This window comes from Pseudomonas fluorescens (genome assembly GCF_002837185.1).
GTDB classification, from domain to species: domain Bacteria; phylum Pseudomonadota; class Gammaproteobacteria; order Pseudomonadales; family Pseudomonadaceae; genus Aquipseudomonas; species Aquipseudomonas fluorescens_AM.
In genome coordinates, this window is the sequence record NZ_KZ477991.1 from 168,742 (window position 1) to 194,040 (window position 25,299).

Below are 25,299 nucleotides of genomic sequence, written 5' to 3' on the forward strand. Positions count from 1 at the left end.
AAAATTCAGCGCAAGGTCGCAATTGCGCCGCAGTTTACCTTATTTCCGGCTTCGGCTTACGCCACTGCGGCAAGCTGATCAGCAACACCGCACTGATGATCACCAGCATCGCCAGGGCCTCTTCCAGGCCAATGCTCTCGCCGACGAACACAATCCCCAGCAACACCGCCACCGCCGGATTCACATAGGCATAACTGGTCGCGGCCGCCGGGCGCACGTGCTTGAGCAGGTACATGTAGGCGTTGAAGGCGATGATCGAACCGAACACCGTCAGGTAGGCCAGGGCCAACCAGCCTTCCAGCGGCGGCATGGCCTGCAGGTGCTCGCCGGACAGCGTGCTGACGATCAGCAGCGCCACGCCGGCTACCAGCATTTCCGCGGCACTGGCCATGGCGCCCTGGGGCAGCGGCAAGTGTCGGCTCCACACCGAGCCGAAGGCCCAGGAAGCCGCCGCCATCAACAGCAACACCGCCCCCAATGGGCTCGATTGCAGGGTACTGCCCATATTGAGCATGGCGATGCCAATAATCCCCAGGATCACCCCGGCCCATTCCAGCCGCGTATTACGCGCGCCCCAGAAAAAACCGCACAGCAGGGTGAACAGCGGCACGGTCGCTACGGCCAAGGCCGCCACGCCGGACGACACGCCCATATGCTCCGCCACGCTGACGCCGCCGTTGCCTACGGTGAGCAGCAAAATGCCGATCATCCCGGCCGCCTTCCACTGCGGCCACGTCGGCGCCGGCACCCCGCGCCACCGCAGATAGCCATACATCAACACGCCCGCGGTGCAAAACCGAATCCCCGCCAGCAACAGCGGTGGCCAGTACTCCACGCCGATGCGGATCACCAGGTAAGTGGAACCCCAGATCACATACAACGCAAAAAAGGCGGCGATCAACGGTAAGGGAAAACGACGTGGGCCAGGCATTGGGCGGCTCTATGGCAGGAGTTGGGAGGCTTATTCTAGAAACGAAGGCGGATAAACATAAGTTACAAAACCTGTTTAAAGCGCCCATACACTTTTCAAAGCATGGTTATGAAGGCTATAAACCATGCTTTCGAAAGCCAGGCGTAACCGGAGCCTTATCATGGACAAATACGACCGCATGCTCCTCAGCGCCCTGCTCGAAGACGGGCGCGCTTCCTACGCACAACTGGCCCGTACGGTGAACCTGTCCGCCCCTGCCGTGGCCGAGCGCGTGGCCAAGCTGGAGGCCAGCGGGGTGATCACCGGTTACCAGGCCAAGGTAGACCTGTCCAAAGTCGGCCTGCCGATTCAATGCGTGATTGAATTACGGCTGACCAATCACGGCAGTCAAAAGGTCTACGACGCCCTGGCGCAAATTCCCGAGCTGACCGAATGCCATCGGGTCACCGGCGATCCGTGCGTGATCATGCAGGCGGCGGTGGGCACCATGCCGCAGTTGGAAGACCTGATTAACCGAGTGGCGAAGTTCGGGTTCAGCAAGACGTCGATTATTTTGTCCAGCGCAATAGAGCGGCGGGTGCCGTTGGGGCAGTTGGAGGCCAATGGGAAAAGTGGTGGCTGACCCGCCGCCATCGGGGGCAAGCCCCCCTCCCACACTTGATGTGTGAACACCTTCAGAATGTGGGAGGGGGCTTGCCCCCGATGGCGTCAGTGGCCGCGCTGAAGATCAAATCGACTACCTGCTTGATGGTTGTAATGCGATCCCAATCGTCCTGAGTCGCTTGCAGCTTGAACTGCCACTTGATCTGCATGACGAAGCAGGTCAAGTCATCATCAATGATGTCGAAGTCATGGATGAAATCGGTTTGCTCCGTCACATCGCTTTGGTCGATGAAACCGATGATATCCACGAACAGCTGAATTACTTTTTCGCTGATTTCGGCTCGGGTCAGGCTACCTTCCATTTCTCGCTTCATAGGCACACTTACCAATACTGACTAGATCAAAGACTGCAAGCCCGGCAGCAACGGAGGGTATGCCTCGCCCAATGACGCCAAATACCCGGACCGTACCAAACGTTGCTTTTGCCATTCTGGCCATGGTGGGTTGCCTGATCAATGTACGAGGAAAAAAGCGCATTCCGATCAGGCTAGCCAGGTTCGTGGTTTTGCTGGAGCCGACGTGAACCCACGCACCCACCGCAATTTTGCTTATCGGTATGCCCGCCGCGCCCGTGACAACTGTGGCTGCCGTGAGGCCGTAGTGTTGCTGTGTACATTTCCACAGTTCATCAAACGTCGTATCGGGCACAGCGGGGTCAGCGTGAATCGGCTTGAGTAACTGGTAATGAGGGCCATGACGCCAACCTGGCGAACTCGGCAACACCATGACTGCCGGGCAGCTTGTCATTGTGTTGCCCACATGAAACGCCATGCTTGAACTTGAACCCAGATCAATGCCATTTGATTCGAGTTCGAGCTTGCTTCGAATGATCGCCGTATGAAGATCGCTTTCCTGCATGACTGTAATCCCTGTGCGTGAATGACAGACGGAATGGTAGGTCGCAGTAAGACGCGATAGATGAACGCAGGAGAAAACCAGAAAGGTCCTAGGCTACAACCGGATTCGGCCTACCAACCATTCAGAGCTCAAGGGAAAGCGATCTCAAACCGCCGGAATTTCAGTGGCCAGCAAGACCGATCCCTTTCATTTGCGGGACGTTTCCGAGAGAATCCCACAGCCTTGTTTCCGTCGGATTCGGTAGCTAGTCTCGCCCTGTCATCGAATGTTCGGTGACCGGACGTGCAAGTCCGACTAAACAAAAGCTTTTCAGATGCCTCACACAGTCAACGCCCATTTATTACGACATGGCGCTGATTTGTTATGGCAGCTGTGCGCGGGAGATCCTCGGATCTGCTGGGTTTGCCTTTTGTCCCGGTCTTGCACACTCGCGTACCGCTGCCACCCTATTTGCGTGCAAGCGAATAGACGCAGCTCCTGCTTAACAAGAGGAGTTTCACCATGGTCAAAGTCACCCCCGACCCACCCAAGTCCAAACCCGATTTCCTCAGCGAAGACGCCCTGCTCCACCGTCGTGCCATCGACTACTACCTCAAGGCATCCGCCCCGGACGCGCCCATTTTTATCCTGAATGACAACCTGAGCTTCGAAGAGGCCCTGGCCCATGCGGCGGATTTGTTGCATTGCGCGGTGGAGACGGCCCACGCGTCGGGTGAGGTAATGAAGGCGCCGCAGCGGGCGGTGATGCATTTGGTGGAGATGGCGAAGGGGGTGGTGGATCAGGCGTTGGAGTGCACACAGCCTCGATAGGCGACGCATCACCCAATGTGGGAGGGGGCTTGCCCCCGATGGCAGTGTGTCAGTCAGCTTATCTGCAGCTGCCCCACCGCTATCGAGGGCAAGCCCCCTCCCACATTTGGATCTTTGGTGTTCTTGAGACTGTGGCGGGTTCAGAACCCGCGATGTTTCTTCAGGTGCTCATTGATCTTCGCCGCCGGCACTTTCTGCAAGGTGCACAGCAAGTCGTGGGACAGTTCGCGCAGGCCGTGGGTCTGGCGCAGTTCCCGCGCCAGGTGCGCCGTCAGGTTGGCGGCCATCTCGGCATCCGCCAGCGCCCGGTGAGCCTGGCCGGTGTGGGGCAGTTGGGCGTAGCTGTTGAGGGTGCCGAGCTTGTGATTGGGCGCCGCCGGCATGAGGCGGCGGGCCAGCAGCAGGGAGCAGGCGAATTTCTGCAGGCGGGTGCGGCGGATCAGGCCCAGTTCAAAGTCCCAGAACTTCTGGTCGAACGCGGCGTTGTGGGCCATCAGCGGCGTGGTGCCGACGAACTCATTGACCTCATTCATCACCCGCTCGGCCGGTGGCGCGTTGCGCAGCATGGCGTTGCTGATGCCGGTGAGTTGTTCAATGAAACCGGGCACGCGTACGCCGGCATTCATCAGGCTCTGGTAGCGGTCGACAATGTGCCCGCGCTCAAGGATGACCACGCCAATTTCCGTGGCCCGGCAGTGGCTGCTCGGGGTAATGCCGGTGGTTTCAAAGTCGATGACCGCTATACGTTCCAAACCTGTTCCAACTCCGTGTGACAATTTAGTGAGCCGCCGCGCTTATTTGAGCAGCAGCGCGCCTTCGATCGGTACGTAGCGGCTGGCGGCGCGTATCAGTGAGTTGGCCGTCAGCCCCGGCACGCCGTAGGCCACCGCTTGCACGCCATGCTTGTGGATGATGCGCTCGAGCAGCATGTCGAAATCCCCGTCGCCGGAAGCCAGCACCACTTCATCGACGTGGTCGGCGGCGTCCATGATGTCGAGGGTGATGCCCACGTCCCAGTCGCCCTTGGCCGAACCGTCGCTGCGCTGGATGTAAGGCTTGAGTTTTACCGTAAAGCCCAGGTTGCGCAGGATTTGCTGGAACTGCTGCTGCTTGCTATCGCCACGGTCGATGGCGTAGGCGTAGGCCTCGACGATCTGCCCATGGGCACTGATATCAGCCCACAGCGCAGCGTAGTTGAAGTGGCAGCCATAGGCCTGGCGAACGGTGTAATAGAGGTTTTGCACATCGGCGAACACTGCAATTTTCTTCACCGCACTTCCTCACTGACCGCCAGGCGCCAGCGCCCGGAAAGGTTGCCAGTATGCCAGCCATGGGGAGGTTTCCGGGAAAAAATCAGACCGGGGCGACGCAGCGCCCCGGGTCAAGTGGGTCAGACGAAGGAATCGTCGTCGCCAAAGGCGGAGGAATCGTCGGCATAATCGCTGTCGGCGAAGCTATCGGTGTTGTTGGCGCCCCAGTTGTCATTCCCGGCGAACTTCTGGTCATCGTTGCCCCAGCCACCTTGATCACTGGCCGGCGCCGGTTGTTCGATGATCTCTTCCACCACTTGCGGCTGCTGGTTGTGATGAAACAGGCTGCTGATGCCCTCGGCGAGCAATACACCACCGGCCACGCCGGCCGCCGTTTTCATCGCGCCACCCAGGAACCCGCTGCCTGCAGGCGCGACGGCGGCCGGTTGTTGCGGCGGTTGATAATTCTGCTGCGGCGCCGGCGGGTTGAACGATGGCCGCGCCGGTTCACGCCAGCCGCCGCCCGAATTACCCGGCGCAGGCTGCGCCTCGCGCGAACCCCCGCCAAAGATGCTCGACAGGAAGCCACCACCGCCGCTGGCCGGGGCCGGTTGCGCGGACTTGGCGCGCTGCAATTCTTCCTGCAATTGCTGGATCTGCTGGGCCTGCTGCTTGTTCTGCGCATCCAGGCTTTGCAGCGCGTGTTCCTGCACCAGGAGCGACTGGGTCATGTAGTAGCCGGCGGCCGGTTGGCGAGTCATGTGTTCCTTGATCCGCGCTTCGGCCTGGGCGTCGCGGGGGGCTGAATCCGTCTCGGCTTGCTGCAACCGTGAAAACAGTCCATCGATCAGGGTTTGTTCTTCGCTGTTCATGGCGACCTCGTTAGATTGCCGGTAAAAATCAGGGTCCCGCCTGACATCAGGCAAGGTACGCCCTAGTTATGGGGCTGTTACCAATTGTTTCAATGGTCTTTACTCAAGGTTTACGTTTGCTTGCCCAGGCCGGCTATCGGTTAAAGTGTATCCCTGCTTTTCGGCCTGTGATGACTCTGATGAATCCGTTAGACGTGCTGCGCGACTCCTTCCGCTTTACCCTGCGCAACCTGGGCGCCATCGTCCAGCTGTGCCTGCCGCTGGTGATCCTCGAAGCCCTGTTGCAACAGGTGCTCGACCATACGCTGGGCCCGGATGCCTTCAGCGGTTACAGCGTGGTGGTGGGATTACTGGTGTATCCGTTGTACACCGGCGCCCTGATCCTGTTCCTCGACGCGCGCACCCGCGGTGAATCGCCGCGCACCCGGGATGTGTGGGCCCTGGCCCTGGCCATGTGGCCGCGCTTCGCTTTGCTGACCGCCATGAGCACGTTGTTGATTCTGCTCGGGCTGTCGCTGTACTTCCTGCCGGGCCTGTGGCTGATGGTGGTGCTGGCGTTTGCCGAATACTTGCTGGTATTGCGCGGCATGTCGGCGCTTGAAGCGATGAAGGAAAGCCTGCGCCTGACCCGTGGGCATTTCTGGCGCATCCTGGTGTGCCTGCTGTGCGTGATGACCCCGCTGTGGCTGCTCAAGGGCGCCAGCGTGGCGGCGTATCCCGAACCCGCGCCGCTGCTGGGGCTGTTGATGGACAGCGCCCACAGTTTCCTGCAACTGTTTACCAGCGTGGTGCTGTTCCGTTTATTCATGTTGATCGGTGGCGACGCCGACGCGCGGTGATATGCTCCGTGCCTCTTCTGAAACGCACATAAGCCGAGCCGATGACCCGTTTATTGCGCATCACCGTGTTGAGCCTGCTACTGATTGCAGGCCTGTTGGCGGCACTGATCTACAGCCTGACCTGGCGCCCGGCCGACAAGGAGATCCTGCCGGTCAGTTGCGTGGCGCCGCGTGCGCCGACCCTGCTGCCGGGGCAGGCGCTCAAGGTGATGACCTGGAACGTGCAGTACCTGGCCGGCAAGAACTACGTGTTCTGGTACGACACCCCCGACGGCAGCGGCCCGGATGAACGGCCCACGGTTGAAGACATGGCCTTCAGCCTCGACGAAGTGGCGCGGGTGATCCGCGACGAACAGCCCGACATCCTGCTGTTGCAGGAAATCGACGAAGGCGCCAAGCCCTCCCATTACCAGGATCAGCTCGCGCTGTTGCAGGAGCGGCTGGTCGACCTTTACCCGTGCAGCACCCAGGCGTTCGACTGGAAAGCCGACTTTGTGCCCACCCTGCCCATCTTCGGCAGCGTCGGGCGCAAGCTGGCCACCCTCAGCCGCTACCAGATCGAGCACGCCGAGCGCCTGCAACTGCCCACGGCGGATGCCAACTTCATCAGCCGCCAGTTCCAGCCCAGGCCCGCCTTGTTGCTGACTTACCTGCCACTGAGCGACGGTGGGCAACTGGCGGTGCTCAACACGCGCCTGGACGGCGGCATGCCTGGGCGCAGCGCGGTGCAGGAGCAGGTGAAGGCCACCGCGAAGTTACTGGATAAACTGGAAGGCCGTGGCACGCCCTGGTTGATCGGCGGGGATTTCAATCTGCTGCCGCTGGGCCAATTCCTGCGCCTGGATGCGCAAAAACGCGGCCAGTATTCGCCGGACAGTGAGTTGCACCTGTTGTGGGACAAATACCCGATGATCCCGAGCAACAGTGAATCCAGCGGGATCGACCGCAAGCAATGGCTGACACACTTCCCCAATGACCCAAGCCTCGAGGGGCCGGATCGGACACTGGATTACCTGTTCTACAGCGCGCGGATCAAGCGGGTCGAGGCCAAGGTAAGGCAGGAAGATACCTTGCGCATCTCCAACCATTTGCCGGTGATCGCCCGGTTCCTGCTGCCCGCCGCGCAATAAAATGTGGGAGGGGGCTTGCCCCTGATGGCAGTGTGTCAGTCAGTACAGGTGTTACTGGTACACCGCTATCGGGGGCAAGCCCCCTCCCACAGGGGATTTCCAGGGCGGCTACTTTCGGGGTTTGATCCTGGCGGTCGCTTCGGCCACCAGGGGGTCATCCGGCCAGTAATGCTTGGGGTAACGCCCCTTCAAATCCTTCTTCACCTCGGCATAGGTACTGCGCCAGAAGTTCGCCAGATCCTGTGTCACCTGCACCGGCCGCCGCGCCGGCGACAGCAGGTGCAACTTGACCACTTGGCGCCCGCCGGCAATGCGTGGCGTATCCGCCAGCCCGAACAACTCCTGCAAGCGCACCGCCAGGATCGGCGGGTGTTCGCTGTAGTCCAGGCGCACTGATGAACCCGACGGCACTTTCACATGCTGCGGCGCCAGTTCTTCCAGGCGCTGGGGCAGCGGCCAGGGCAGCAGGTTATGCAGGTAGCTGGAAATATCCAGGTTGGCGAAATGGCTCAGGCGCGAGACTTTGCCCAGGTAGGGCATCAGCCAGTGTTCCAGGCCGGCAAGCAAAGCGCTGTCGCTGACGTCGGGCCATTCGCTGGTTTTGCCGGCCTCCAGCTGGCGCAGCAACAGCACGCGCGCCTGCCATTGGCGCAGTTCCGGGGTCCAGGGCAACAGCTCCAGGCCTTTGCGCCGCACCAGGTTGACCAGCGCCTGACTGCGGGCGGCCTCGTCAAGACCGGTGAGTGGTTCACGGCTGAGCACCAGCTCACCGACTTTGCGTTGGCGTTCGGCGCGCAGCACGCCTTCGCGCTCGTCCCAATCGAGTTGGTCGACGTTGCGCACTTGCTCGGCAAGCACCGTGTCGAACAGCGCCGGGTCGAAATCCGCCGCCAGGTAGATGCGTTCTTCGCGCTGGCCCTGACGGCTGCCCAGGTCGGCGATCACCAGCCAGGCTTGTTTCATCAAGCTGTCGGCTTCGGCAAACAGCGCGGCGCGCCCATTGGCCAAACGGTATTCGGCGCCACCGGGGCGACGCTGTTGGGCGACGCGGTCCGGATAGGCCAACGCCAGCAGGGCGCCGAGCCAGCGAGGGTGGTCGGGGTCGGCCACCGGCTGGGTGGCCTTGCCTCTCAGATAGCCGCGATATTGCCGCGCCAACTGCCTGGCCCGCTGTACCCCGCCCTGGGTACCACGGGCTCGCTCTTCACCGGACAACAGCGCCAGGCGACTGTGCAAGTCGGCACCGCCGCCGCGCAGGATATCGCGCTCGCCCAACAAGGCGGCGACGTCACACGCCATGGCCGCAAGCCCCAGGTCCTGCCCGCGCAACAGCAAATGGGCGATACGCGGGTGGGCCGGCAATTCGGCCATTTTCTGGCCGTGTGCGGTGAGCTTGTCCTTATTCAAGGCGCCCAGGCGCACCAGCAAATCCTGGGCCTGAGCGTAAGCGGCGGTCGGTGGCACATCGAGCCACACCAGTTGTGCGGGCGTGACGCCCCAGCGCGCCAATTGCAAGGCCAGGCCGGCGAGGTCGGCGGCGAGAATTTCCGCACTGCCGTAGGCGGCCAGCCCGTCATGCTGGTCCTCGGACCACAAGCGATAACACACCCCCGGCTCCAGGCGCCCTGCCCGGCCGGCACGCTGGGTGGCGCTGGCGCGGGAAATACGTTGGGTGTCGAGCCGAGTCATGCCGCTGCCGGGGTCGAAACGCGGCACCCGCGCCAGCCCGGCGTCGATCACCACGCGCACGCCGTTGATGGTCAGGCTGGTCTCGGCAATGTTGGTAGCCAGCACCACTTTGCGTTGACCGGCGGGCGCAGGGTCGATGGCGGCGCGTTGGGCATTGAGGTCGAGCTCACCGTGCAGCGGGCACAGCAGCACGTTGGGCTGATGACCCAAGGCGTCGGACAGTTGCTGATGGACCCGGCGAATCTCCGCCTGCCCCGGCAGGAACACCAGCACGCTGCCGGACTCGTCATGCAGGGCTTCAAGGATCGTGTTCACCACCCGCGGCTCGATGAATTCCCCAGCCTGGTACGGTCGCCCCCAGCGCATCTGCACCGGGTACATGCGCCCTTCGCTGCGCAGGATCGGCGCATCATCCAGCAGGCCGGCCAGGCGCTCGCCTTCGAGGGTGGCGGACATCAGCAGGATTTTCAGCGGTTGGTCATCGCGAAACAGGTCGCGGCCGTTGAGGCTCAGGGCCAGCGCCAGGTCGGCATCGAGGCTGCGCTCATGAAATTCGTCGAAGATCAGCAGGCCCACGCCGTCCAGCGCCGGGTCGTCCTGCAGGCGACGGGTGAGGATGCCTTCGGTGACCACTTCGATACGCGTGTTGGGGCCGACTTTGCTGTCGAGGCGGATGCGGTAGCCAACGGTCTCACCGACCTTTTCACCCAACTCGCTGGCCAGGCGTTCGGCAGCAGCGCGCGCGGCCAGGCGCCGGGGTTCGAGCATCAGGAGGGTTTGCCCGGCGAGCCAGGGCTCATTCAACAAGGCCAGGGGCACGCGCGTGGTTTTACCGGCGCCGGGCGGCGCTTCCAGCACGGTTTCATGGCGAATCGCCAAGGCGTCACGCAGGGCGGGTAAAACATCATCAATCGGCAACGAATTCATACTGGCTCCAAAGCAGAGCGGCGAGTATAACGGCGAACTGCCGGAGGCTGACGCGGGTCTCAAAAACACCCACTGTCTGGACTGTGAATGCAGTCGAGTGTGGGAGCATCGGCGTCTGGCAGAACTGGCTTATAGTCACCCTTAAATATGTTCAGGAGACTTTTTCATGCGTATCGCTTCCCGTGTCATCGGCGGCGTCTTGGCCGTCACGCTGCTGAGCCAACTCACCGCCTGCGGTTCGATTTTCTACCCGGATCGGCGCGGCCAGATCGACGGCAAGATCGACCCGGCGATTGCCGTGCTCGATGCAGTCGGCCTGCTGTTCTACGTGATCCCGGGCCTGATCGCGTTCGGCGTCGACTTCGCCACGGGGGCGATCTACTTCGAACCGGGCAAGACCGCCCAGGTCGCGCCGGAAAAACTGCACGAAGCCATCGGCGCCGACGGCAAGGTCGATAACGCCAAGCTGCAAAGCATCATCCAGACGGAAACCGGCCGCACCTTGCCGCTGGACGACCCGCGCCTGATCCAGTTCAAGGGCAGCGTGCACCAACTGGCGTCCCTGGGCCTGCAACCCGCCGCATAAGGACAGTTCATGACCAGCAGTCCCGAACACGCCAGGCTTCTGCGCCTGGCCACCCGCGCCTCGGTGGGCGTGGCCTGTGTGTTGATCGTCACCAAGGCCATCGCCTGGTGGTTCAGTGGTTCGGTGGCCATGCTCGCCGGGTTGACCGACTCGCTGCTCGATGGCGTGACCTCGCTGCTCAACCTGCTGGCGGTGCACTACGCCCTGCGCCCTGCCGATGATGATCACCGTTACGGTCACGGCAAGGCGGAGTCCCTGTCGGGCATGGCCCAGGCGCTGTTTATCGGCGCCAGTGCGGTGTTGATCGCCCTCCAGGCCTATCAACGCCTGCAGCACCCTGAACACGTCGGCGCGCCCTGGCTGAGCATTGGCGTGATCGTGTTCTCACTGGTGCTGACCGTGGCGTTGTTGATGCTGCAACACCGGGTGATCCGCGAAACCGGCTCCAACGCCGTGCGCGCCGATTCGCTGCATTACCGCTCCGACCTGATGCTCAACGGCAGCATCCTGGTGGCCTTGGTGCTCGCCGGTTTCGGCTGGCATCAGGTGGACGCCTGGTTCGGCCTGGGGATCGCCGCTTACATCCTGTGGAGCGCCATTCAGATCGCCCGGGAAAGCTTTGCCGTGCTGATGGACGAGGAGCTGCCGGCCGATATCAGCCAGCACATGCTGGACCTGGCCCGTGGCGTACCCGGCGTACTGGGTGCCCATGACTTGCGCACGCGGGTGTCGGGCAACCACTGGTTCGTGCAGTTGCACCTGGAGCTGCCGGGAGAATTGACGTTGTCCGTGGCCCACGGCATCAGCGACCAAGCCGCCGACGCCATTCACCGAGCCTACCCGAAGGCCGAAGTGCTGGTGCATGCGGATCCTGCGGATCAGCTATAAGCATCAAGCTGCAAGCTGCAAGCTGCAAGCTGCAAGCTATAAGCCTCAAGCCTCAAGCCTCAAGCCTCAAGCCTCAAGCCTCAAGCTTGTAGCTTGTAGCTTGTAGCTTGCAGCTTGCAGCTTGCAGCTTAAAACCCTACTACTGAACCTGATAACCACGACTGCTCAAGCAGTTACCCTGGGCCTGGCGGTAGGTTTGCACCACCGCCGGGTCGGGGGCGTAGGTAGCGGTCTGCGGGTCAAAGCCGCTTTGCTGCGCGGCCCAGCGATAACAGTCGTAACCGTCCTGCTGTACCTGAGCCGGGGATTGCCCGTTGGCAGGATAGGCCACCACGTTATAGCCATTGCCTTGTGGCGCAGGCTGAGGCGCCGGCACCTGCGCCGGCGGTTCCACTACCACGTATTGCTGGGTGTTCTGTTCGTAGGCGTAGTAGGCGCCAGCCGCGAGGAACAATAGCGAACCGCCCACCCAGACTTCACGGGCGTAGTCCGGCAAATACTGCACCCGGATGCCATACGGTGGCCTTACCACCACATAACGCGGGCCTTGTGGACGGTACCAGTAACCGCCGGAGAAAAAGTAATCCTGGCCGCGATACGGCACACGGTAATTGCGCTCCGGGAAACGGTCGACGATATAGCCGGGGCGATACTGCGGGCCCGGGCCCCAGCCGTTGCCATGCCCATCGGGGCGGCCAGGCCAGCGGTTATCCCAGCGGTTATCACTGGGATGTCCATTGTAGCCGGGGCGCGAACCGGGACCGCCGGCCTCCCAGTGCCGGTTGTCGTCGTTACGCCGGGGAATGTCGCGGTAGTAACCCTGGCGCGGTTCCTGGGTCTGGCGCACGGTGTCGGGCCGGCCCTGGATCGGCAGGTTACTGGGTGGCTGCGGCTGCGGTCGCCCCGGTTCATTGACCGGCGGGCGCCCTTGCCATTGGCCGCCGCCATTGTGGCCGCCGCGATCAACCTGCGGGGCCTGCGGGCGTGGCTGATTGTTTTCCGGGCGACCTCCCCCTTCAGGCCCCCGCTCATGCTGGCCACCGCCCTGCAGCCGCGGCCCTTGGCCCGGTGAGTTATCGCGCTCGTCGCCCATTACCTGCGTGCCGACGCTGACCACCAGCAAACCAACACCTGCCATACGCCAGATGCGCTTCATGCTTTTCCTCACTGCGGGTTAGGGCTTGTTCATGAGACTGGTAAAGCCTCGCCCGGTTCTGAGACAGGTTATCAGTCACGAGCACTATTTTCTTGAACGCAAAAGAAAAGGGGTGACCCGTCGGCCACCCCTTGAGAATTTCGTCCTGGCTCAACGCTTTTGACGTTGGCTCACCTCACGCCGTCTGGTGGACAGTGTGCAGCCTGGAGGCCGGCTCAACCCTGCTGGGGTGGCGGCCGCAGCGCGCCTGATTGGGCGGGCTGCAGTGGACTGTTGTCCAGGCGGTGATTCTGTTGATAACGATACAGGCACACGTCCGACGGATGATTGCGAAGATTGCGTCAATAAACAGTGCTTGCGCAATTTTTAACCCTTCATGGATAATTCACCGCAATAGTTACGACAAAGGCCAACCCAATGAGCAAGCTTGACCGATACGACCTGAGTATTTTGGCGGAATTGCAGCGTGACGCGCGGATCTCCAACCAGGAGCTGGCCGAGCGTATCGGCCTGTCGCCTTCGCCCTGCTCGCGCCGGGTCAAGCAATTGGAAGACGATGGCTACATCGCCCGGCAGGTCGCGTTGCTCGACCGCAAGATGCTCGGCCTGAGCCTGACTGCCTATGTGCTGATCGGCATGGACCGGCATACGCCGGAACGTTTCGAGAATTTCGAAGCGGCCATCCGTACCTTGCCCCAGGTACTGGAATGCAGCCTGGTGACCGGGATGGACGCCGACTATCAGTTGAAGGTGGTGGTGCCGGACATGGATCACTACCAGAAGCTGCTGCTGGGGCACCTGACCCGGATTGAAGGCGTGACCAGCGTGCGTTCCAGCTTTGTGCTGAACCAGGTGCTCAACAGCACCGAACTGCCATTGACCCACCTGCGCACTTAAGATCAATGAAAATCAAATGTGGGAGGGGGCTTGCCCCCGATAGCGGTGGGTCAGTTGATAAATATACTGACTGACACTCAGCTATCGGGGGCAAGCCCCCTCCCACAGTTTGATTGCACTTCGACCCAGGTCAATGTTGCGCCTGTGACGCTGCCGTATACTTCCCGCCTGCCTTAGTAGGAAGCCCCATGAACAACATCGACCCCGCCCTGTTCGAAGAATGGATGATGACCGGCCTGGTCACTGTCCTGATTATTTTCATGGGTTTTATCGTCTGGGACCTGGCGAAGAAATCCAAGGCCGGGCGCTTTGGCTCGTTCATCCTGTTTTTCGTGCTGGGCCTGGGCGTAGCCGCGTTCATCATCAAAAGCGTGGTGATCGGCCTGATCGAGTCCGGCGCCTTATAAACGCGCCGGTACTGCCCTCCACTGGCCCTGATCAAGGCCTTCGATAGACCAGTCGCCTATACGCACCCGCACCAGGCGCAACGTCGGCAAGCCCACCGCCGCAGTCATGCGCCGCACCTGGCGATTGCGCCCTTCACGTATCACCAATTCCAACCAATGCGTGGGCACGCTTTTGCGAAAGCGCACGGGCGGGTTGCGCGGCCATAATTCGGGCTCGTCCAACTGCCGGGCCTCAGCGGGCAAGGTCATGCCGTCGTTAAGCTCCACGCCCTCGCGCAGACGTTGCAGTTGTTCTTCGGTCGGTTCGCCTTCGACTTGCACCCAGTAGGTTTTCGCCAGCTTGTGTCTGGGGTCGGCAATGCGCGCCTGCAACTGGCCGTCGTTGGTCAACAGCAACAGGCCTTCGCTGTCACGGTCCAGGCGGCCGGCCGGGTAGATACCGGGGATATCGATAAAATCCTTGAGGGTCGCGCGCCCGCCGTCGTCACTGAACTGGGTCAGCACATCGAAAGGCTTGTTGAACAGGATCAGCTTTGGCTCGGCCGGCGGCGCCTTGGCGACACGGCGCGGGCCTGCATGCGGGGGTTTCACGCCGGGGCGGCGTGCATCGGGACGGGTGGGACGGGACATGGCAAAGGAACATCTAACGGTCAGGACTCACAATGCTAGTGGCCTGACCGCTAAATGACCATTCCAACCGCTTAGCGGAACGGTGGCTCGTCGAAGCTGCGCAGTTTGCGCGAGTGCAGCGAGTTGAGTTCGGTGCGCAGCAGGTCGACGGCTTCGATGCCAATCTTCAAGTGCTGGCTGACGGCGCGCTCGTAGAACGCGTTGGCCGAACCCGGCAACTTGATCTCGCTGTGCAGCGGCTTGTCCGACACACACAACAACGTGCCGTACGGCACACGCAGACGGTAACCCTGGGCGGCGATGGTGCCGCTTTCCATGTCCACCGCCACGGCGCGGGACAGGTTGATCAGCGGTCGTTCCTGGGCCCAGCGCAGTTCCCAGTTGCGATCGTCGTAGGTCAATACGGTGCCGGTGCGCAGGCGTTTTTTCAGCTCTTCGCCTTTTTCGCCGGTGACGTGCGCCGCCGCTTGCTGAAGTGCCAGTTGCACCTCGGCCAGGGCCGGGATCGGGATGTTCGGCGGTACCACGCGGTCGAGAATCCCGTCGCGACGCATATAGGCGTGGGCCAGTACGTAGTCGCCGATGGTCTGGGATTGGCGCAGCCCGCCGCAGTGCCCGATCATCAGCCAGCAGTGCGGGCGCAGCACGGCCAGGTGGTCGGTGATGTTCTTGGCGTTGGACGGGCCCACGCCGATATTCACCAGGGTCACGCCATGGCCGTCAGTGGCCTGCAGGTGATAGGCCGGCATCTGGTAGCGGTGCCAGACCACACCGGCAGCAATCGCCGAGGCTTCGCCGTGGTCCATGCTCTTGTCGATCACTACGTTGCCCGGCAGCACCATGCGGATAAAGCGAGGGTCACTGCGCAGTTGCTCCAGGCCATGCAGGATGAACTGGTCAACGTAGCGATGGTAGTTGGTCAACAGAATCCACGGTTGCACATGGCGCCAGTCGCTGCCGGTGTAGTGCACCAGGCGGCGCAGGGAGAAGTCCACACGCGCCGCGTCGAACAGGGCCAGGGGCAGCGGGTCGGTGTTTTCCCAGTCATAGAGACCGTCGGCGATGCCATCGGTGGCGGCGGACAAGTCGGTGCTGGGGAACACGCGGGCGAGCGTCGCGGCGGTCACGCCGGAACCGGCCAGTTCGTCGCCCTGCTCCACCACGTACGGGTACGGAATGTTCTGCTGGCTGACGCCCACTTCCACCGTCACAGTGAAGTCGTGCATCAGCGGCACCAGTTGCTCCAGCAGGTACTTACGGAAAGCCGCCGGATGGGTGACGGTAACGCTGTAGGTCCCCGGCAATTGCACCTTGGCATAGGCCCGGGTGGTCTGTGGGACTTCGCCGTGGCAGTGGTAGGTCAGGCGCAGTTCCGGGTAGCGAAACAGCGCGCGTTGCTCGGCGTCGGGTTCGACGCGGTCCTTGAGGTATTGCTTGAGGGCTTGATTGAGCGCGCCAGTCGCACGCTCATGCAGGGCCGCCAGCCGATCCACGGCTTCTTCAGCGGTTTGAACGACAACAAAAGCTTCGGTCACGGTAAGCATCCTGTGTTCTGGACTTGCAGGCCTTTATCTTGCCTGTATCCAGGCTCCACTGAAACAGTCGGATTGGAATGCTGTTGATAATGTGGGAGGGGGCTTGCCCCCGATGGCTGAGTATCAGCCACCAGATGCAGTGGCTGACACACTGCTATCGGGGGCAAGCCCCCTCCCACACTTGACCGCGTTCATTCAAGGAAATGGCGGGGTTGAACGGGCTACAAGCGCTTCCACATCCACCCCTCGCGGCAAGGCGCCGTAGACCCGGCCCGATGACTCACCCAACCGACTGGCCACAAACCCATCACTGACCGCCGCATTCCCGGCCTCCAGCAGCAACTTGGCCTGCAACGCCAGGGCGATATCTTCGGTGAGCTGACGGGCGCGGTATTGGATATCCTGGGTGTCCATGAACGCTGACTTCAACCGCTCGATATGGCGCGCCAGTCGGGGGGCTCCATGGCCGTCGCCCAGCTCGACAAACAACGCTTCCAACACACCGGGTTCCTTGGACAATGCCCGCAGCACGTCCAGGCATTGCACGTTGCCGGAACCTTCCCACGTCGAATTCACCGGTGCCTCACGGTACAGACGCGGCAGGATGCTGTCCTCGACATAGCCGGCACCGCCCATGCATTCGCCAGCTTCATTGATCATCGCCGGCGCCCGTTTGCAGATCCAATACTTGCCCACCGCCGTCACCAGCCGGGCGAATTTGGCCTCCCGTTCATCGTCCAAGTGATCCAGCGCGCGGCCCATGCGCAGGCTCAAGGCCAACGCCGCCTCACTTTCCAGGGCCAGGTCGGCGAGCACGTTCTGCATCAGCGGCTGTTCGCTCAGCACGCGGCCGCCGACCGAGCGATGGGCGCAGTGATGGCTGGCCTGGGTCAATGCCTGGCGCATCAGCGCGCTGGAGCCGACCATGCAATCGAAGCGGGTCATGGCGACCATCTCGATGATGGTCGGCACACCGCGCCCCTCTTCACCGATCATCCAGGCCAGGGCGCCGCGAAACTCCACCTCACTGGAGGCATTGGAGCAGTTGCCGAGTTTGTTTTTCAACCGCTGGATGTAGAACTCGTTGCGCGTGTCATCCGGGCGATGCCGGGGCAGCAGGAAACAGGTCAGGCCCTTGTCGGTCTGGGCCAGGGTGAGGAACCCGTCACACATCGGCGCCGAGCAGAACCATTTGTGGCCGACCAGTTCATAGGCCTGCCCCGGACCGCCCGCGCCCACCGGGTAGGCGCGGGTGGTGTTGGCGCGCACGTCGGTGCCGCCCTGTTTTTCGGTCATGGCCATGCCGATTGTGGCGCCGTCTTTGTGGGCAATGCCGATGTTGCGCGGGTCGTATTGGGTCGAGAGGATCTTCGGCAGCCAGATGTCCGCCAGGTCTGGCTGCAACTGCAGGGCCGGGACGCAGGCGAAGGTCATGGTCAGCGGGCAGCCGCTGCCGGCTTCGGCCTGGGTGTGCAGGTAGGTCATGGCCGCGCGCGCCACGTGGGCGCCGGATTGCGGATGGGCCCACGGCAGCGAGGGCAGGCCATGTTCGACGGCGGTGCGCATCAGTTCGTGGTAGGCGGGGTGAAACTCCACCAGGTCAATCCGGTGACCATAACGGTCATGGCTGCTGAACACCGGCTTGTTCTGATTGGCCAGGAAGCCGGCCTCCATCAGCGGCCCGCCAGCCAATGCACCATAGGCATCGATACGCGATTCGGCCCAGCCGGCGCCAAAGCGACGCGCCCACTCTTGCAGGGGCAGATCGATGCGATACAGGTTGGTGCCGTCCAGGGACGGTGGCTGGTTGGTGACGTCGTGGGTTTCGGCAAACCGGTGCAGGTTCATGACGGGCCTCCTGGAAAAAGACCACGTGATATCGAGGCCTGACTTTCAGTTAAGCACGTCTGCGAGGTTAAAAAAGTGGCATACGTGCCGAACTCTCGGCGCTTTCGCCCTCTGGCGGACACAGTACGAGACGCTCCAATACGGCCTGCAACGCCTCGAACCGTACCGGCTTGGCCAAGTGCTCGCTCATGCCGATGCCATGGCAGCGCTCACGGTCTGTGACATTAGGTGCAGTGCTCATGCCGATCACCGCCAACTCACCGCAGCCCGGCAAGGCACGAATCTGACAGCACAACGAGAAGCCGCCCTCAGGCACATCCAGCACCACCGCATCAAACCTGTTCTCATGCAAAGCGGTCAGTGCAGCCGGACCACCATCCACGGCTTTGACCCGGTAACCCAGTTTGAGCAGCATGCCCCGCACCGCCAGTTGCACCACACTGTTGTCGTCCACCAGCAGCACCGTGCAATCCTGCGGCGCGCGTTGCACAGGCAGCGACTGCCCGGCCGGCTTGGGCGCAGGCGGCATCGGCTTGACGTCCACTTCCAGTTGGAAGCGACTGCCCCGGCGTGGTTCCGAATGATGGGTGAGACGCCCGCCCACCAGCTCGATCAACTGTCGGCAAATCGCCAGGCCGATGCCCAGCCCGCCGTATTCACGGGTCATCGAACCGTCGAGCTGGAAGAAGCGTTGGTACAGCGTGGCTTCGTCGAGGAAGGCGAAGCCGATACCGGTATCGGTCACGATAAAGCTCAGGTGCAAGCTGCCATCGGCTTGGGGGATGCCCACCACACGCAAGCGCACCGCGCCGTGGTGGGTGAACTTGAAGGCGTTGTCCAGCAGGCAATCCAGGCACTGGATCAGTTTGTCGGCGTCGCCGATCACGCGGTCCGGCACGGCATCGGCAACGTCAATGGAAAACTCCAGGCCCTTGGCCTGGGCACTGGGAATGAACTGTTGGCGCAAGGTTTCAAGCGCGCCGCGCAGGCCGAACGCCTGGGGTCGAGCAACCAGGCGACCGGCCTGCAATTCCGTCAGGGTGAGAATGCCATTGACCATGCGCATCATGTCCCGCGCCGAACCGGCGGCGGTTTGCTGGTACTGCGCCAGGTCGTCGCCCAGGGATTCGGTTTGCATCAGTTCAAGGGAGCCGATCACGCCGTTCATCGGCGTGCGTAACTCATGGGTCAAGGTGGCGAGGAATTCATCCTTGAGCCGGTTGCTGCGGGCCAGTTGCTGGTTGAGCACTTCGAGCTTCTGGCTGGCGTCGAACAGGATCTGCGCCTGCTGCTCGCGCATACCATTGATGCGGTCGGCCAGGGCCAGGGACAGCAGCGCGACTTCAATGGCCGAGCCGATCTGGCTGGCATACATCGTGAGGAATACGTTGGGCAAGTAGCCCAGCACCATCAGCGTATTGACCACGCCTCCGAGCAAAAACGCCGACCAGGCGATGATGAAATACCGCGCCATGCGCTGGCCGCAATACCAGGCTTTGATCGCGGTCACGAAGATGGTTACGGTGAATACCAATGCCAGGCCGGTGGCCAGACGCAGGGCCACCGCGTAGCTGGTCAGCAACGCCAGCGCCATGACCAGCCCGCCGCAGGCCGCCAGCGCCAGCAGGATGCGGTCGAGCCAGCGGCTGTGCTGCGCGGTGTGCAGGAAACTGCGCGCGAACAGGCTGCCGAACAAGGCGGCCGCGCCGATCAGAAACGGCACCGCCGCATTCGCCCACCATGGATTGTTCGGCCAGAAGTATTCCACGGCCACGCCGTTGACCGACAGTTGATACAGGCCGAACGAGGCAATGTAGAGAATGTAATAGAGGTAGCTGGTGTCGCGCACGCTCAAATAAATGAACAGGTTGTAAATCAGCATGCCCAGCAACACGCCGTAGATCGCGCCCAGCACATACAAGCGCAGCGGCTGCTCTTCCATATAGGCGGTGCCCGCCCACAGGGTCAATGGCGCCTGGATCGAGCCCTGGCTTTGCAAGCGCAGGTAGACCGTCTGCCGCTGGTCGGGCACGAAGTTGAGCTTGAACAGGTAGTTGCTCTGTCGCACCTCGCGGCTGGAAAACGCTAACGCGCTGCCGGTGCGGGTGGTGAGGCGGTAATTGCCGGTGCCGTCGTTCTGGTACAGATCCAGGCGATTGAGCGGCGGGTAAGCCAGTTCCAGAAACCAGGTACGCGGGGAGCGTGGGTCAACGGCGGTGTAATGAAGGTTGACCTTCAGCCAGAACACCGAGTGCGAATACCCGGCATTGAGGGTGGGCTTGTCATGGGTCCTGAATTGGGCGGCGTAGGCAGGAGAGCTGACGTCGGCGATGGTGAGGGCGCCGGTTGGGTCTTCGAGCACTTGCATGACCCGGCCCAATGGCAGGCTTCGGGTGCTCTGATTGAACTCGACGGCGCCCGCCAGCAGCGGCAGCCCGCACAATAATAAAATCAGCAAATAGCGCATAGAGCCCCAGCGTGGCCTGACCGGTTATGGCAAAAAGCTCCCCCATTCCTTTTGAGAAGACGTACACCGGCAATACAGTAAGTTGTCTGGATCCACTCTAGCATAGCCGGTAAAGGCCATTGGACACCATTGGAACTATTTTTCGGATGGCCCTGGGACGAGGCTTTCAGCGCATTTGATGACAATTGTCAGCCACACGAAACGTCTCGGCGCAGCGCAACATTCAGCTATCGCCGGACAGCCACGCAAAAAGCGTTTGGTGGTAAGCTCGCGCACCATGAATATCTACAGCTCTCGCCCCGTTGTTCTCTGTCTCTCCGGCCATGATCCCAGTGGTGGCGCCGGCTTGCAGGCGGATATCGAAGCCCTGCTCGCCCAGGGCTGCCACGCCGCTACGGCCGTCACCGCGCTGACCGTGCAGAACACCGTCAATGTCAGTGACTTTCGTGTGCTCGACCGCGAGTGGGTGCTGGCCCAGGCCAACGCCGTGCTCGGCGACTCCGAAGTCGCGGCGGTCAAGCTGGGCATGCTGGGTTCCACCGCCATGGTCGACACCGTGGTCGAACTGCTGCAGGCGCACCCGCACCTGCCGGTGGTGTGCGACCCGGTGCTGCGTGCCGGCGGCGGTGGCAGCCTGGGCAAGGATGAGGTCGGCTATGCGATGCGCGAGCGGCTGTTGCCCCTGGCGCTGATCGCCACGCCCAACCTGCCCGAGGCACGCATGCTCGCCGAACTGCCTGACGGCAGCGCCGACGAATGCGCCGAGAAGCTGCTGCCCTACATCAAGCACCTGCTGATCACCGGCGGCCACGGCGATGAGCACGAAGTGCACAATCGCCTGTACAGCCGCGACGGCAGCCGTCATACCTATACGTGCCAGCGTTTGCCCGGCAGCTATCACGGCTCGGGATGCACGCTGGCCAGCACCCTTGCCGGGCGAATCGCCCAGGGTGAAGGGTTGGTGAGCGCCGTGCAGTCGGCACTCGACTACACCTGGCGCACCCTGCGTGACGCCGAACGACTCGGTCAGGGCCAGTTCGTGCCTCGCCGTCTGCCGCTGGATTTCTGCTCTTAATACCGAGAGGCCTGCCCGATGAAACTACGTGGCCTTTACGCCATTACCGACAGCCAACTGTTGGCCGGCAAATTCCTCGTCTACGTCGAAGCGGCGTTGGACGGCGGCGTGACGTTGTTGCAGTACCGCGACAAAAGCAGCGACGAAGCGCGCCGCCTGCGAGAGGCGGAAAAGCTGCGGGAGCTGTGCTCGCGCTACAAGACCCAATTGATCATCAACGATGACGCCGAACTGGCCGCGCGCCTGGGCGTGGGCGTGCACCTGGGGCAGACCGACGGCCCGCTGACCCCGGCCCGGGCGCTGCTCGGTTCCAAAGCGATCATCGGCGCCACCTGCCATAGCCAGATCGAACTGGCCGAACAGGCCGCGAAGGAAGGCGCCAGTTACGTCGCCTTCGGTCGCTTCTTCAATTCCACGACCAAACCCGGCGCCCCGGCCGCCACCGTTGACATGCTGGCCGAGGCGCGCAAACGCCTGCACCTGCCCATCTGCGTGATCGGCGGCGTCACCCTGGAAAACGCCGAACCGCTGGTGGCCCACGGGGCCGACCTGCTCGCCGTGGTGCACGGCCTGTTCGGCGCCGACAGCCCCCAGGAAGTCACGCGCCGTGCCCGTGCTTTCAATGCCCTTCTCAAGATTTGATTTCAGAGAGACTTCCACCATGTCCCGTTCCGAAACCCTGTTTGCCAATGCCCAGAAACACATCCCCGGCGGTGTGAACTCCCCCGTGCGTGCGTTCAAGAGCGTGGGCGGCACGCCGTTGTTCTTCAAACATGCCGAAGGCGCCTATGTCACCGACGAAGATGACAAGCGCTACGTCGACTACGTCGGCTCCTGGGGCCCGATGATCCTCGGTCACAGCCACCCGGACGTGCTGGACGCCGTTCGCCAGCAACTGCAGCACGGTTTGTCCTACGGTGCCCCCACCGCGATGGAAACCGAGATGGCCGACCTGGTCTGCTCGATCGTGCCGTCGATGGAAATGGTGCGCATGGTCAGCTCCGGCACCGAAGCCACCATGAGCGCAATCCGCCTGGCCCGAGGCTTCACCGGTCGCGACAGCATCATCAAGTTCGAAGGTTGCTACCACGGCCACTCCGACAGCCTGTTGGTAAAAGCCGGTTCCGGCGCGCTGACCCAGGGCGTACCGAGTTCGGCCGGCGTGCCGGCGGCCTTCGCCAAACACACCCTGACCCTGCCGTTCAACGACATCGCTGCCGTCGAGCAGATGCTCGCTGACGTCGGCCAGGACGTGGCCTGCATCATCGTCGAGCCGGTCGCCGGCAACATGAATTGCGTCCCGCCGGCCCCAGGCTTTCTCGAAGGTCTGCGCGAGCAGTGCGACAAGCACGGCGTGGTGCTGATTTTTGACGAGGTGATGACCGGTTTCCGCGTCGCCCTCGGTGGCGCCCAGGCGCACTACGGCGTCACGCCGGACCTGAGCACCTTCGGCAAGATCATCGGCGGCGGCATGCCGGTGGGCTGCTTCGGCGGCAAGCGCGAGATCATGCAGCACATCGCCCCGCTGGGCCCGGTCTACCAGGCCGGCACGCTGTCGGGTAACCCGCTGGCGATGGCGGCCGGCCTGACCACCCTGCGCCTGATCAGCCGTCCGGGCTTCCATGCCGAGCTGACCGACTACACCACCCGCCTGCTGGACGGCCTGCAGGTGCGCGCCGATGCCGCCGGTATCCCGTTCGTCACCACGCAAGCCGGCGGCATGTTCGGCCTGTACTTCAGCGGCGCCGACGACATCGTTACCTTTGATGACGTCATGGGCAGCGATGCCGACCTGTTCAAGCGCTTCTTCCACCTGATGCTCGAAGGCGGCGTGTACCTGGCACCGAGTGCCTTCGAAGCCGGCTTCACGTCGATCGCCCATGGCGAAGCCGAGCTGAAGCTGACCCTGGATGCGGCCGAGCGCGCCTTCGCGGCCCTGAAATAAGGGATGGCAATCATCTGACGCTGCCCGTGTCGGCGTCAGATTTGCTACTTTGCCTACAGAGATTTCCCGGTTTTTTCGAGAATTTCCCTGCAATCCGGCAGATAACTTGCCCAAGCAGCAGAAAAACGAGTAAAGACTTTGTAAGCAGAGGCCTGCTTATTTCATAATGCGCGCTTATTGGACTCCCCCGAGGGTCCGCGCGCCCCGTCAGAGGTAAGTCGATTCCCATGAAACGCACCGGCCGCACCCTGGTTCTGGGCTGCCTGTTGCTCCTTCAGCCGCTGCTGGCGCATGCACAAGCAGGCGGCAACTCGTTGTTAATCCCAGCGATGGGTCGTTGCACCCTTAATACCCAGCCCGACACCCAGGCCGAGGCCCTGAGCGCGTGCCAGAAACAGGCTGACGAAGGGGATGCGCAAGCGCAATACGAGTTGGGCGAGTACTTCCACGACAGTAAAAACCCCGCCGTCGACCTCAACAAAGCGTTGAGCTACTTCGAAAAAGCTTCGCTGCAGGGCCACGCCCAGGCGCAATTCCAGCTCGGCAACATGTTCTTCCGTGGCGAAGGTGTGCCGGCCAATAACGTTCAGGCCTACATCGTGTTGAAAATGGCGGCAGTCAATGGCGCCGAAGACGCGCTGGACACTGCCGACGAAGTGGCCGAGCACATGCAGCGCGATGAACTGGAAGTGGCAACTCAAGTGCTGGGGCAGATCTTCCGCAATTACCTGCAGGAATTGCAGAGCGCCGATGGGCGTTCGCCCTTTTCACCCCTGCCCTGATCACGGCGATAACAGATAGCCCTGCCGATACGCCGCAGGCCCCGCCACATGGGCGATGGTCATACCGGCGCTCGCCATTCGGCGCACTGAGCGCACATACAACAGTCCTTCACGTGCACACGCCACCGGCGTTACCCGATCAGTGATCGGATCGACGATGTGCGCCAGCGTCTGTCCTGCTTTCAGGTAGTCGCCCACCTGCGCGCAAAATACAATCAAGCCTCCCACCGGACTCACCACCGGCTCAACGCCGGCCAACGGTGTCGGTGGGTTCAACAACGGCGGCGGCAGTGGCGCCTGGCCATCGATGGCGCCGCGCAGCGTCAGGTAGTTGATCAATGCCTGACAGTCCTGGCGAGCCAGCCCGTCCTCCACATCGGCCACACCACGCAGCTCCACGGTGGCGGCAAATCCCGACGCGGCCAATCGCCCCGGGAAACGCGCCTGCATCTGCGCCCAGAACAGGGTGTAGCAATCGTCGAACGAGTGCCCGCCCGCGTCTTCGCTCATAAAGCAGGCTTGCGCGCCGAGGTACCGCGCCAGCGGCTCCACCTGCGGCCAGGCGTGCGGCGCCAGGTACAGATGCTGGACCGCCTCGAAATCACAGTGCAGGTCCAGCACCACATCGGCATCACACGCCAATGCTTGCAGGATCAAGCGCATCGACTGCAGTTGCGTCGCCGGCACCTCGTCGGCAAGGGTTTGCCGCAGGGCCGAACGGATCAGTTGCAGATTATGCGCAGGATCTGTGGTCAGCACGTCCTGCACCTGATCCGCGACCTGCTGGCTGACATCGATGAAGAAGCGATTGAAGTTTTCCCGACTGTCGTTATCGAAGCGTCCCTGCGGCACGTCCATCAACACCTGTTCCAGCCCCAGCGGATTGGCCACCGGCACCAGCACCACCTCCCAGCGCAGCGCCCCGGCCGCGTCCAGATGCGCCAGTCGCTGTTTCAGATGCCAGCACACCAGCATCCCCGGCAGTTCATCGGCATGCAGGGACGCCTGGATATACACCTTGCCCGGCGCATCGGCAGGGCCGTAATGAAAACTATGGATCTGCCGTGCCGTGCCGGGTACAGCGCTCAACAACCTGTGATTTTGAGTGTGCATG

Annotated in this window: 25 protein-coding genes; 12 read left to right on the top strand and 13 right to left on the bottom strand. The window is 62.3% G+C overall.

The window, feature by feature from the left end; translation table 11 throughout:
- Window positions 1–34: 34 nt before the first annotated feature.
- Window positions 35–931 carry a drug/metabolite exporter YedA gene (gene yedA, locus CIB54_RS09190; protein WP_065952091.1) on the bottom strand — a complete coding sequence of 299 codons (897 nt, stop codon included), beginning with the start codon at window positions 929–931 and terminating at the stop codon, window positions 35–37.
- A 160-nt stretch (window positions 932–1,091) separates the two neighbouring features.
- Between yedA and CIB54_RS09195 the strand changes: the two genes are divergently transcribed.
- On the top strand, window positions 1,092–1,553 hold the full coding sequence (locus CIB54_RS09195) for an Lrp/AsnC family transcriptional regulator (RefSeq protein ID WP_065952090.1): 462 nt from the start codon (window positions 1,092–1,094) through the stop codon (window positions 1,551–1,553).
- A gap of 52 nt (window positions 1,554–1,605) precedes the next feature.
- On the opposite strand, the gene CIB54_RS09200 is transcribed toward CIB54_RS09195, so the two are convergent.
- Window positions 1,606–1,896: an acyl carrier protein gene (locus CIB54_RS09200; protein ID WP_101219606.1), complete on the bottom strand. Its 291-nt coding sequence runs from the start codon at window positions 1,894–1,896 to the stop codon at window positions 1,606–1,608.
- A complete protein-coding gene (locus tag CIB54_RS09205; RefSeq protein ID WP_101219607.1) occupies window positions 1,886–2,452 on the bottom strand; it encodes a hypothetical protein in 567 nt (188 codons plus the stop codon). Before CIB54_RS09205 ends, CIB54_RS09200 begins: the two co-directional genes overlap by 11 nt.
- A 501-nt stretch (window positions 2,453–2,953) precedes the next feature.
- Between CIB54_RS09205 and CIB54_RS09210 the strand changes: the two genes are divergently transcribed.
- Window positions 2,954–3,262 carry a DUF6124 family protein gene (locus CIB54_RS09210; RefSeq protein WP_065952087.1) on the top strand — a complete coding sequence of 103 codons (309 nt, stop codon included), beginning with the start codon at window positions 2,954–2,956 and terminating at the stop codon, window positions 3,260–3,262.
- 140 nt (window positions 3,263–3,402) lie between these two features.
- Here the strand turns inward: CIB54_RS09210 and CIB54_RS09215 are convergent, their stop codons facing one another.
- From CIB54_RS09215 to CIB54_RS09225, 3 genes are all read right to left on the bottom strand, one after another.
- A complete protein-coding gene (locus CIB54_RS09215) occupies window positions 3,403–4,014 on the bottom strand; it encodes a 3'-5' exonuclease (protein WP_057724934.1) in 612 nt (203 codons plus the stop codon).
- Window positions 4,015–4,056: 42 nt separating this feature from the next.
- Window positions 4,057–4,533: a LabA-like NYN domain-containing protein gene (locus tag CIB54_RS09220; protein ID WP_057724933.1), complete on the bottom strand. Its 477-nt coding sequence runs from the start codon at window positions 4,531–4,533 to the stop codon at window positions 4,057–4,059.
- Between the two features lie 119 nt (window positions 4,534–4,652).
- The gene (locus CIB54_RS09225; RefSeq protein WP_101219609.1) at window positions 4,653–5,384 is read right to left on the bottom strand and encodes a DUF2076 domain-containing protein; all 732 of its coding nucleotides are present in this window, start codon (window positions 5,382–5,384) and stop codon (window positions 4,653–4,655) included.
- A 179-nt stretch (window positions 5,385–5,563) separates the two neighbouring features.
- Here CIB54_RS09225 and CIB54_RS09230 point away from each other — a divergent pair, with 179 nt between their 5' ends.
- A complete protein-coding gene (locus tag CIB54_RS09230) occupies window positions 5,564–6,223 on the top strand; it encodes a YciC family protein (RefSeq protein ID WP_101219611.1) in 660 nt (219 codons plus the stop codon).
- 41 nt (window positions 6,224–6,264) lie between these two features.
- Window positions 6,265–7,353, top strand: a complete 1,089-nt coding sequence (locus CIB54_RS09235; RefSeq protein WP_101219613.1) for an endonuclease/exonuclease/phosphatase family protein — start codon at window positions 6,265–6,267, stop codon at window positions 7,351–7,353.
- A 108-nt stretch (window positions 7,354–7,461) separates the two neighbouring features.
- Here the strand turns inward: CIB54_RS09235 and hrpB are convergent, their stop codons facing one another.
- The gene (hrpB, locus tag CIB54_RS09240; RefSeq protein ID WP_101219615.1) at window positions 7,462–9,969 is read right to left on the bottom strand and encodes an ATP-dependent helicase HrpB; all 2,508 of its coding nucleotides are present in this window, start codon (window positions 9,967–9,969) and stop codon (window positions 7,462–7,464) included.
- A 166-nt stretch (window positions 9,970–10,135) separates the two neighbouring features.
- Between hrpB and CIB54_RS09245 the strand changes: the two genes are divergently transcribed.
- Window positions 10,136–10,555: a polyribonucleotide nucleotidyltransferase gene (locus CIB54_RS09245; protein WP_065952082.1), complete on the top strand. Its 420-nt coding sequence runs from the start codon at window positions 10,136–10,138 to the stop codon at window positions 10,553–10,555.
- A gap of 9 nt (window positions 10,556–10,564) precedes the next feature.
- Window positions 10,565–11,443 carry a cation diffusion facilitator family transporter gene (locus CIB54_RS09250; protein ID WP_101219617.1) on the top strand — a complete coding sequence of 293 codons (879 nt, stop codon included), beginning with the start codon at window positions 10,565–10,567 and terminating at the stop codon, window positions 11,441–11,443.
- A 139-nt stretch (window positions 11,444–11,582) separates the two neighbouring features.
- Here the strand turns inward: CIB54_RS09250 and CIB54_RS09255 are convergent, their stop codons facing one another.
- Complete coding sequence (locus CIB54_RS09255; RefSeq protein ID WP_065952080.1) at window positions 11,583–12,599, bottom strand: DUF6515 family protein; 1,017 nt, start codon at window positions 12,597–12,599, stop codon at window positions 11,583–11,585.
- Between the two features lie 417 nt (window positions 12,600–13,016).
- Here CIB54_RS09255 and CIB54_RS09260 point away from each other — a divergent pair, with 417 nt between their 5' ends.
- Both CIB54_RS09260 and CIB54_RS09265 read left to right on the top strand, forming a co-directional pair.
- Window positions 13,017–13,496: an Lrp/AsnC family transcriptional regulator gene (locus tag CIB54_RS09260; protein WP_003194418.1), complete on the top strand. Its 480-nt coding sequence runs from the start codon at window positions 13,017–13,019 to the stop codon at window positions 13,494–13,496.
- Window positions 13,497–13,693: 197 nt separating this feature from the next.
- Window positions 13,694–13,903, top strand: a complete 210-nt coding sequence (locus CIB54_RS09265; protein WP_032884769.1) for a DUF2788 domain-containing protein — start codon at window positions 13,694–13,696, stop codon at window positions 13,901–13,903.
- Here CIB54_RS09265 and CIB54_RS09270 read toward each other — a convergent pair.
- The 4 genes from CIB54_RS09270 to CIB54_RS09285 form a co-directional block, all read right to left on the bottom strand.
- Window positions 13,898–14,533 (bottom strand): pseudouridine synthase, encoded by a 636-nt coding sequence (locus tag CIB54_RS09270; protein ID WP_065952079.1) that lies wholly within the window; start codon window positions 14,531–14,533, stop codon window positions 13,898–13,900. The two genes, CIB54_RS09265 and CIB54_RS09270, sit on opposite strands and share 6 nt — an antisense overlap.
- 71 nt (window positions 14,534–14,604) lie before the next feature.
- Window positions 14,605–16,077: an AMP nucleosidase gene (gene amn / locus CIB54_RS09275; RefSeq protein WP_162515428.1), complete on the bottom strand. Its 1,473-nt coding sequence runs from the start codon at window positions 16,075–16,077 to the stop codon at window positions 14,605–14,607.
- Between the two features lie 186 nt (window positions 16,078–16,263).
- Window positions 16,264–17,916: an acyl-CoA dehydrogenase family protein gene (locus tag CIB54_RS09280; protein WP_101219618.1), complete on the bottom strand. Its 1,653-nt coding sequence runs from the start codon at window positions 17,914–17,916 to the stop codon at window positions 16,264–16,266.
- A 67-nt stretch (window positions 17,917–17,983) separates the two neighbouring features.
- On the bottom strand, window positions 17,984–20,383 hold the full coding sequence (locus CIB54_RS09285; protein WP_065952077.1) for a hybrid sensor histidine kinase/response regulator: 2,400 nt from the start codon (window positions 20,381–20,383) through the stop codon (window positions 17,984–17,986).
- Window positions 20,384–20,660: 277 nt separating this feature from the next.
- Here CIB54_RS09285 and CIB54_RS09290 point away from each other — a divergent pair, with 277 nt between their 5' ends.
- From CIB54_RS09290 to CIB54_RS09305, 4 genes are all read left to right on the top strand, one after another.
- Window positions 20,661–21,458, top strand: coding sequence for a hydroxymethylpyrimidine/phosphomethylpyrimidine kinase (locus tag CIB54_RS09290; protein ID WP_065952076.1), 798 nt, complete (start codon window positions 20,661–20,663; stop codon window positions 21,456–21,458).
- 18 nt (window positions 21,459–21,476) lie between these two features.
- Window positions 21,477–22,100, top strand: a complete 624-nt coding sequence (gene thiE / locus CIB54_RS09295; protein WP_065952075.1) for a thiamine phosphate synthase — start codon at window positions 21,477–21,479, stop codon at window positions 22,098–22,100.
- A 19-nt stretch (window positions 22,101–22,119) separates the two neighbouring features.
- Window positions 22,120–23,403 (top strand): glutamate-1-semialdehyde 2,1-aminomutase, encoded by a 1,284-nt coding sequence (hemL, locus tag CIB54_RS09300; protein WP_065952074.1) that lies wholly within the window; start codon window positions 22,120–22,122, stop codon window positions 23,401–23,403.
- A 227-nt stretch (window positions 23,404–23,630) separates the two neighbouring features.
- A complete protein-coding gene (locus CIB54_RS09305) occupies window positions 23,631–24,185 on the top strand; it encodes a tetratricopeptide repeat protein (RefSeq protein ID WP_065886862.1) in 555 nt (184 codons plus the stop codon).
- Here the strand turns inward: CIB54_RS09305 and CIB54_RS09310 are convergent, their stop codons facing one another.
- Window positions 24,186–25,298, bottom strand: a complete 1,113-nt coding sequence (locus CIB54_RS09310) for a succinylglutamate desuccinylase/aspartoacylase family protein (RefSeq protein ID WP_101219620.1) — start codon at window positions 25,296–25,298, stop codon at window positions 24,186–24,188.
- Window position 25,299 lies beyond the last annotated feature (1 nt).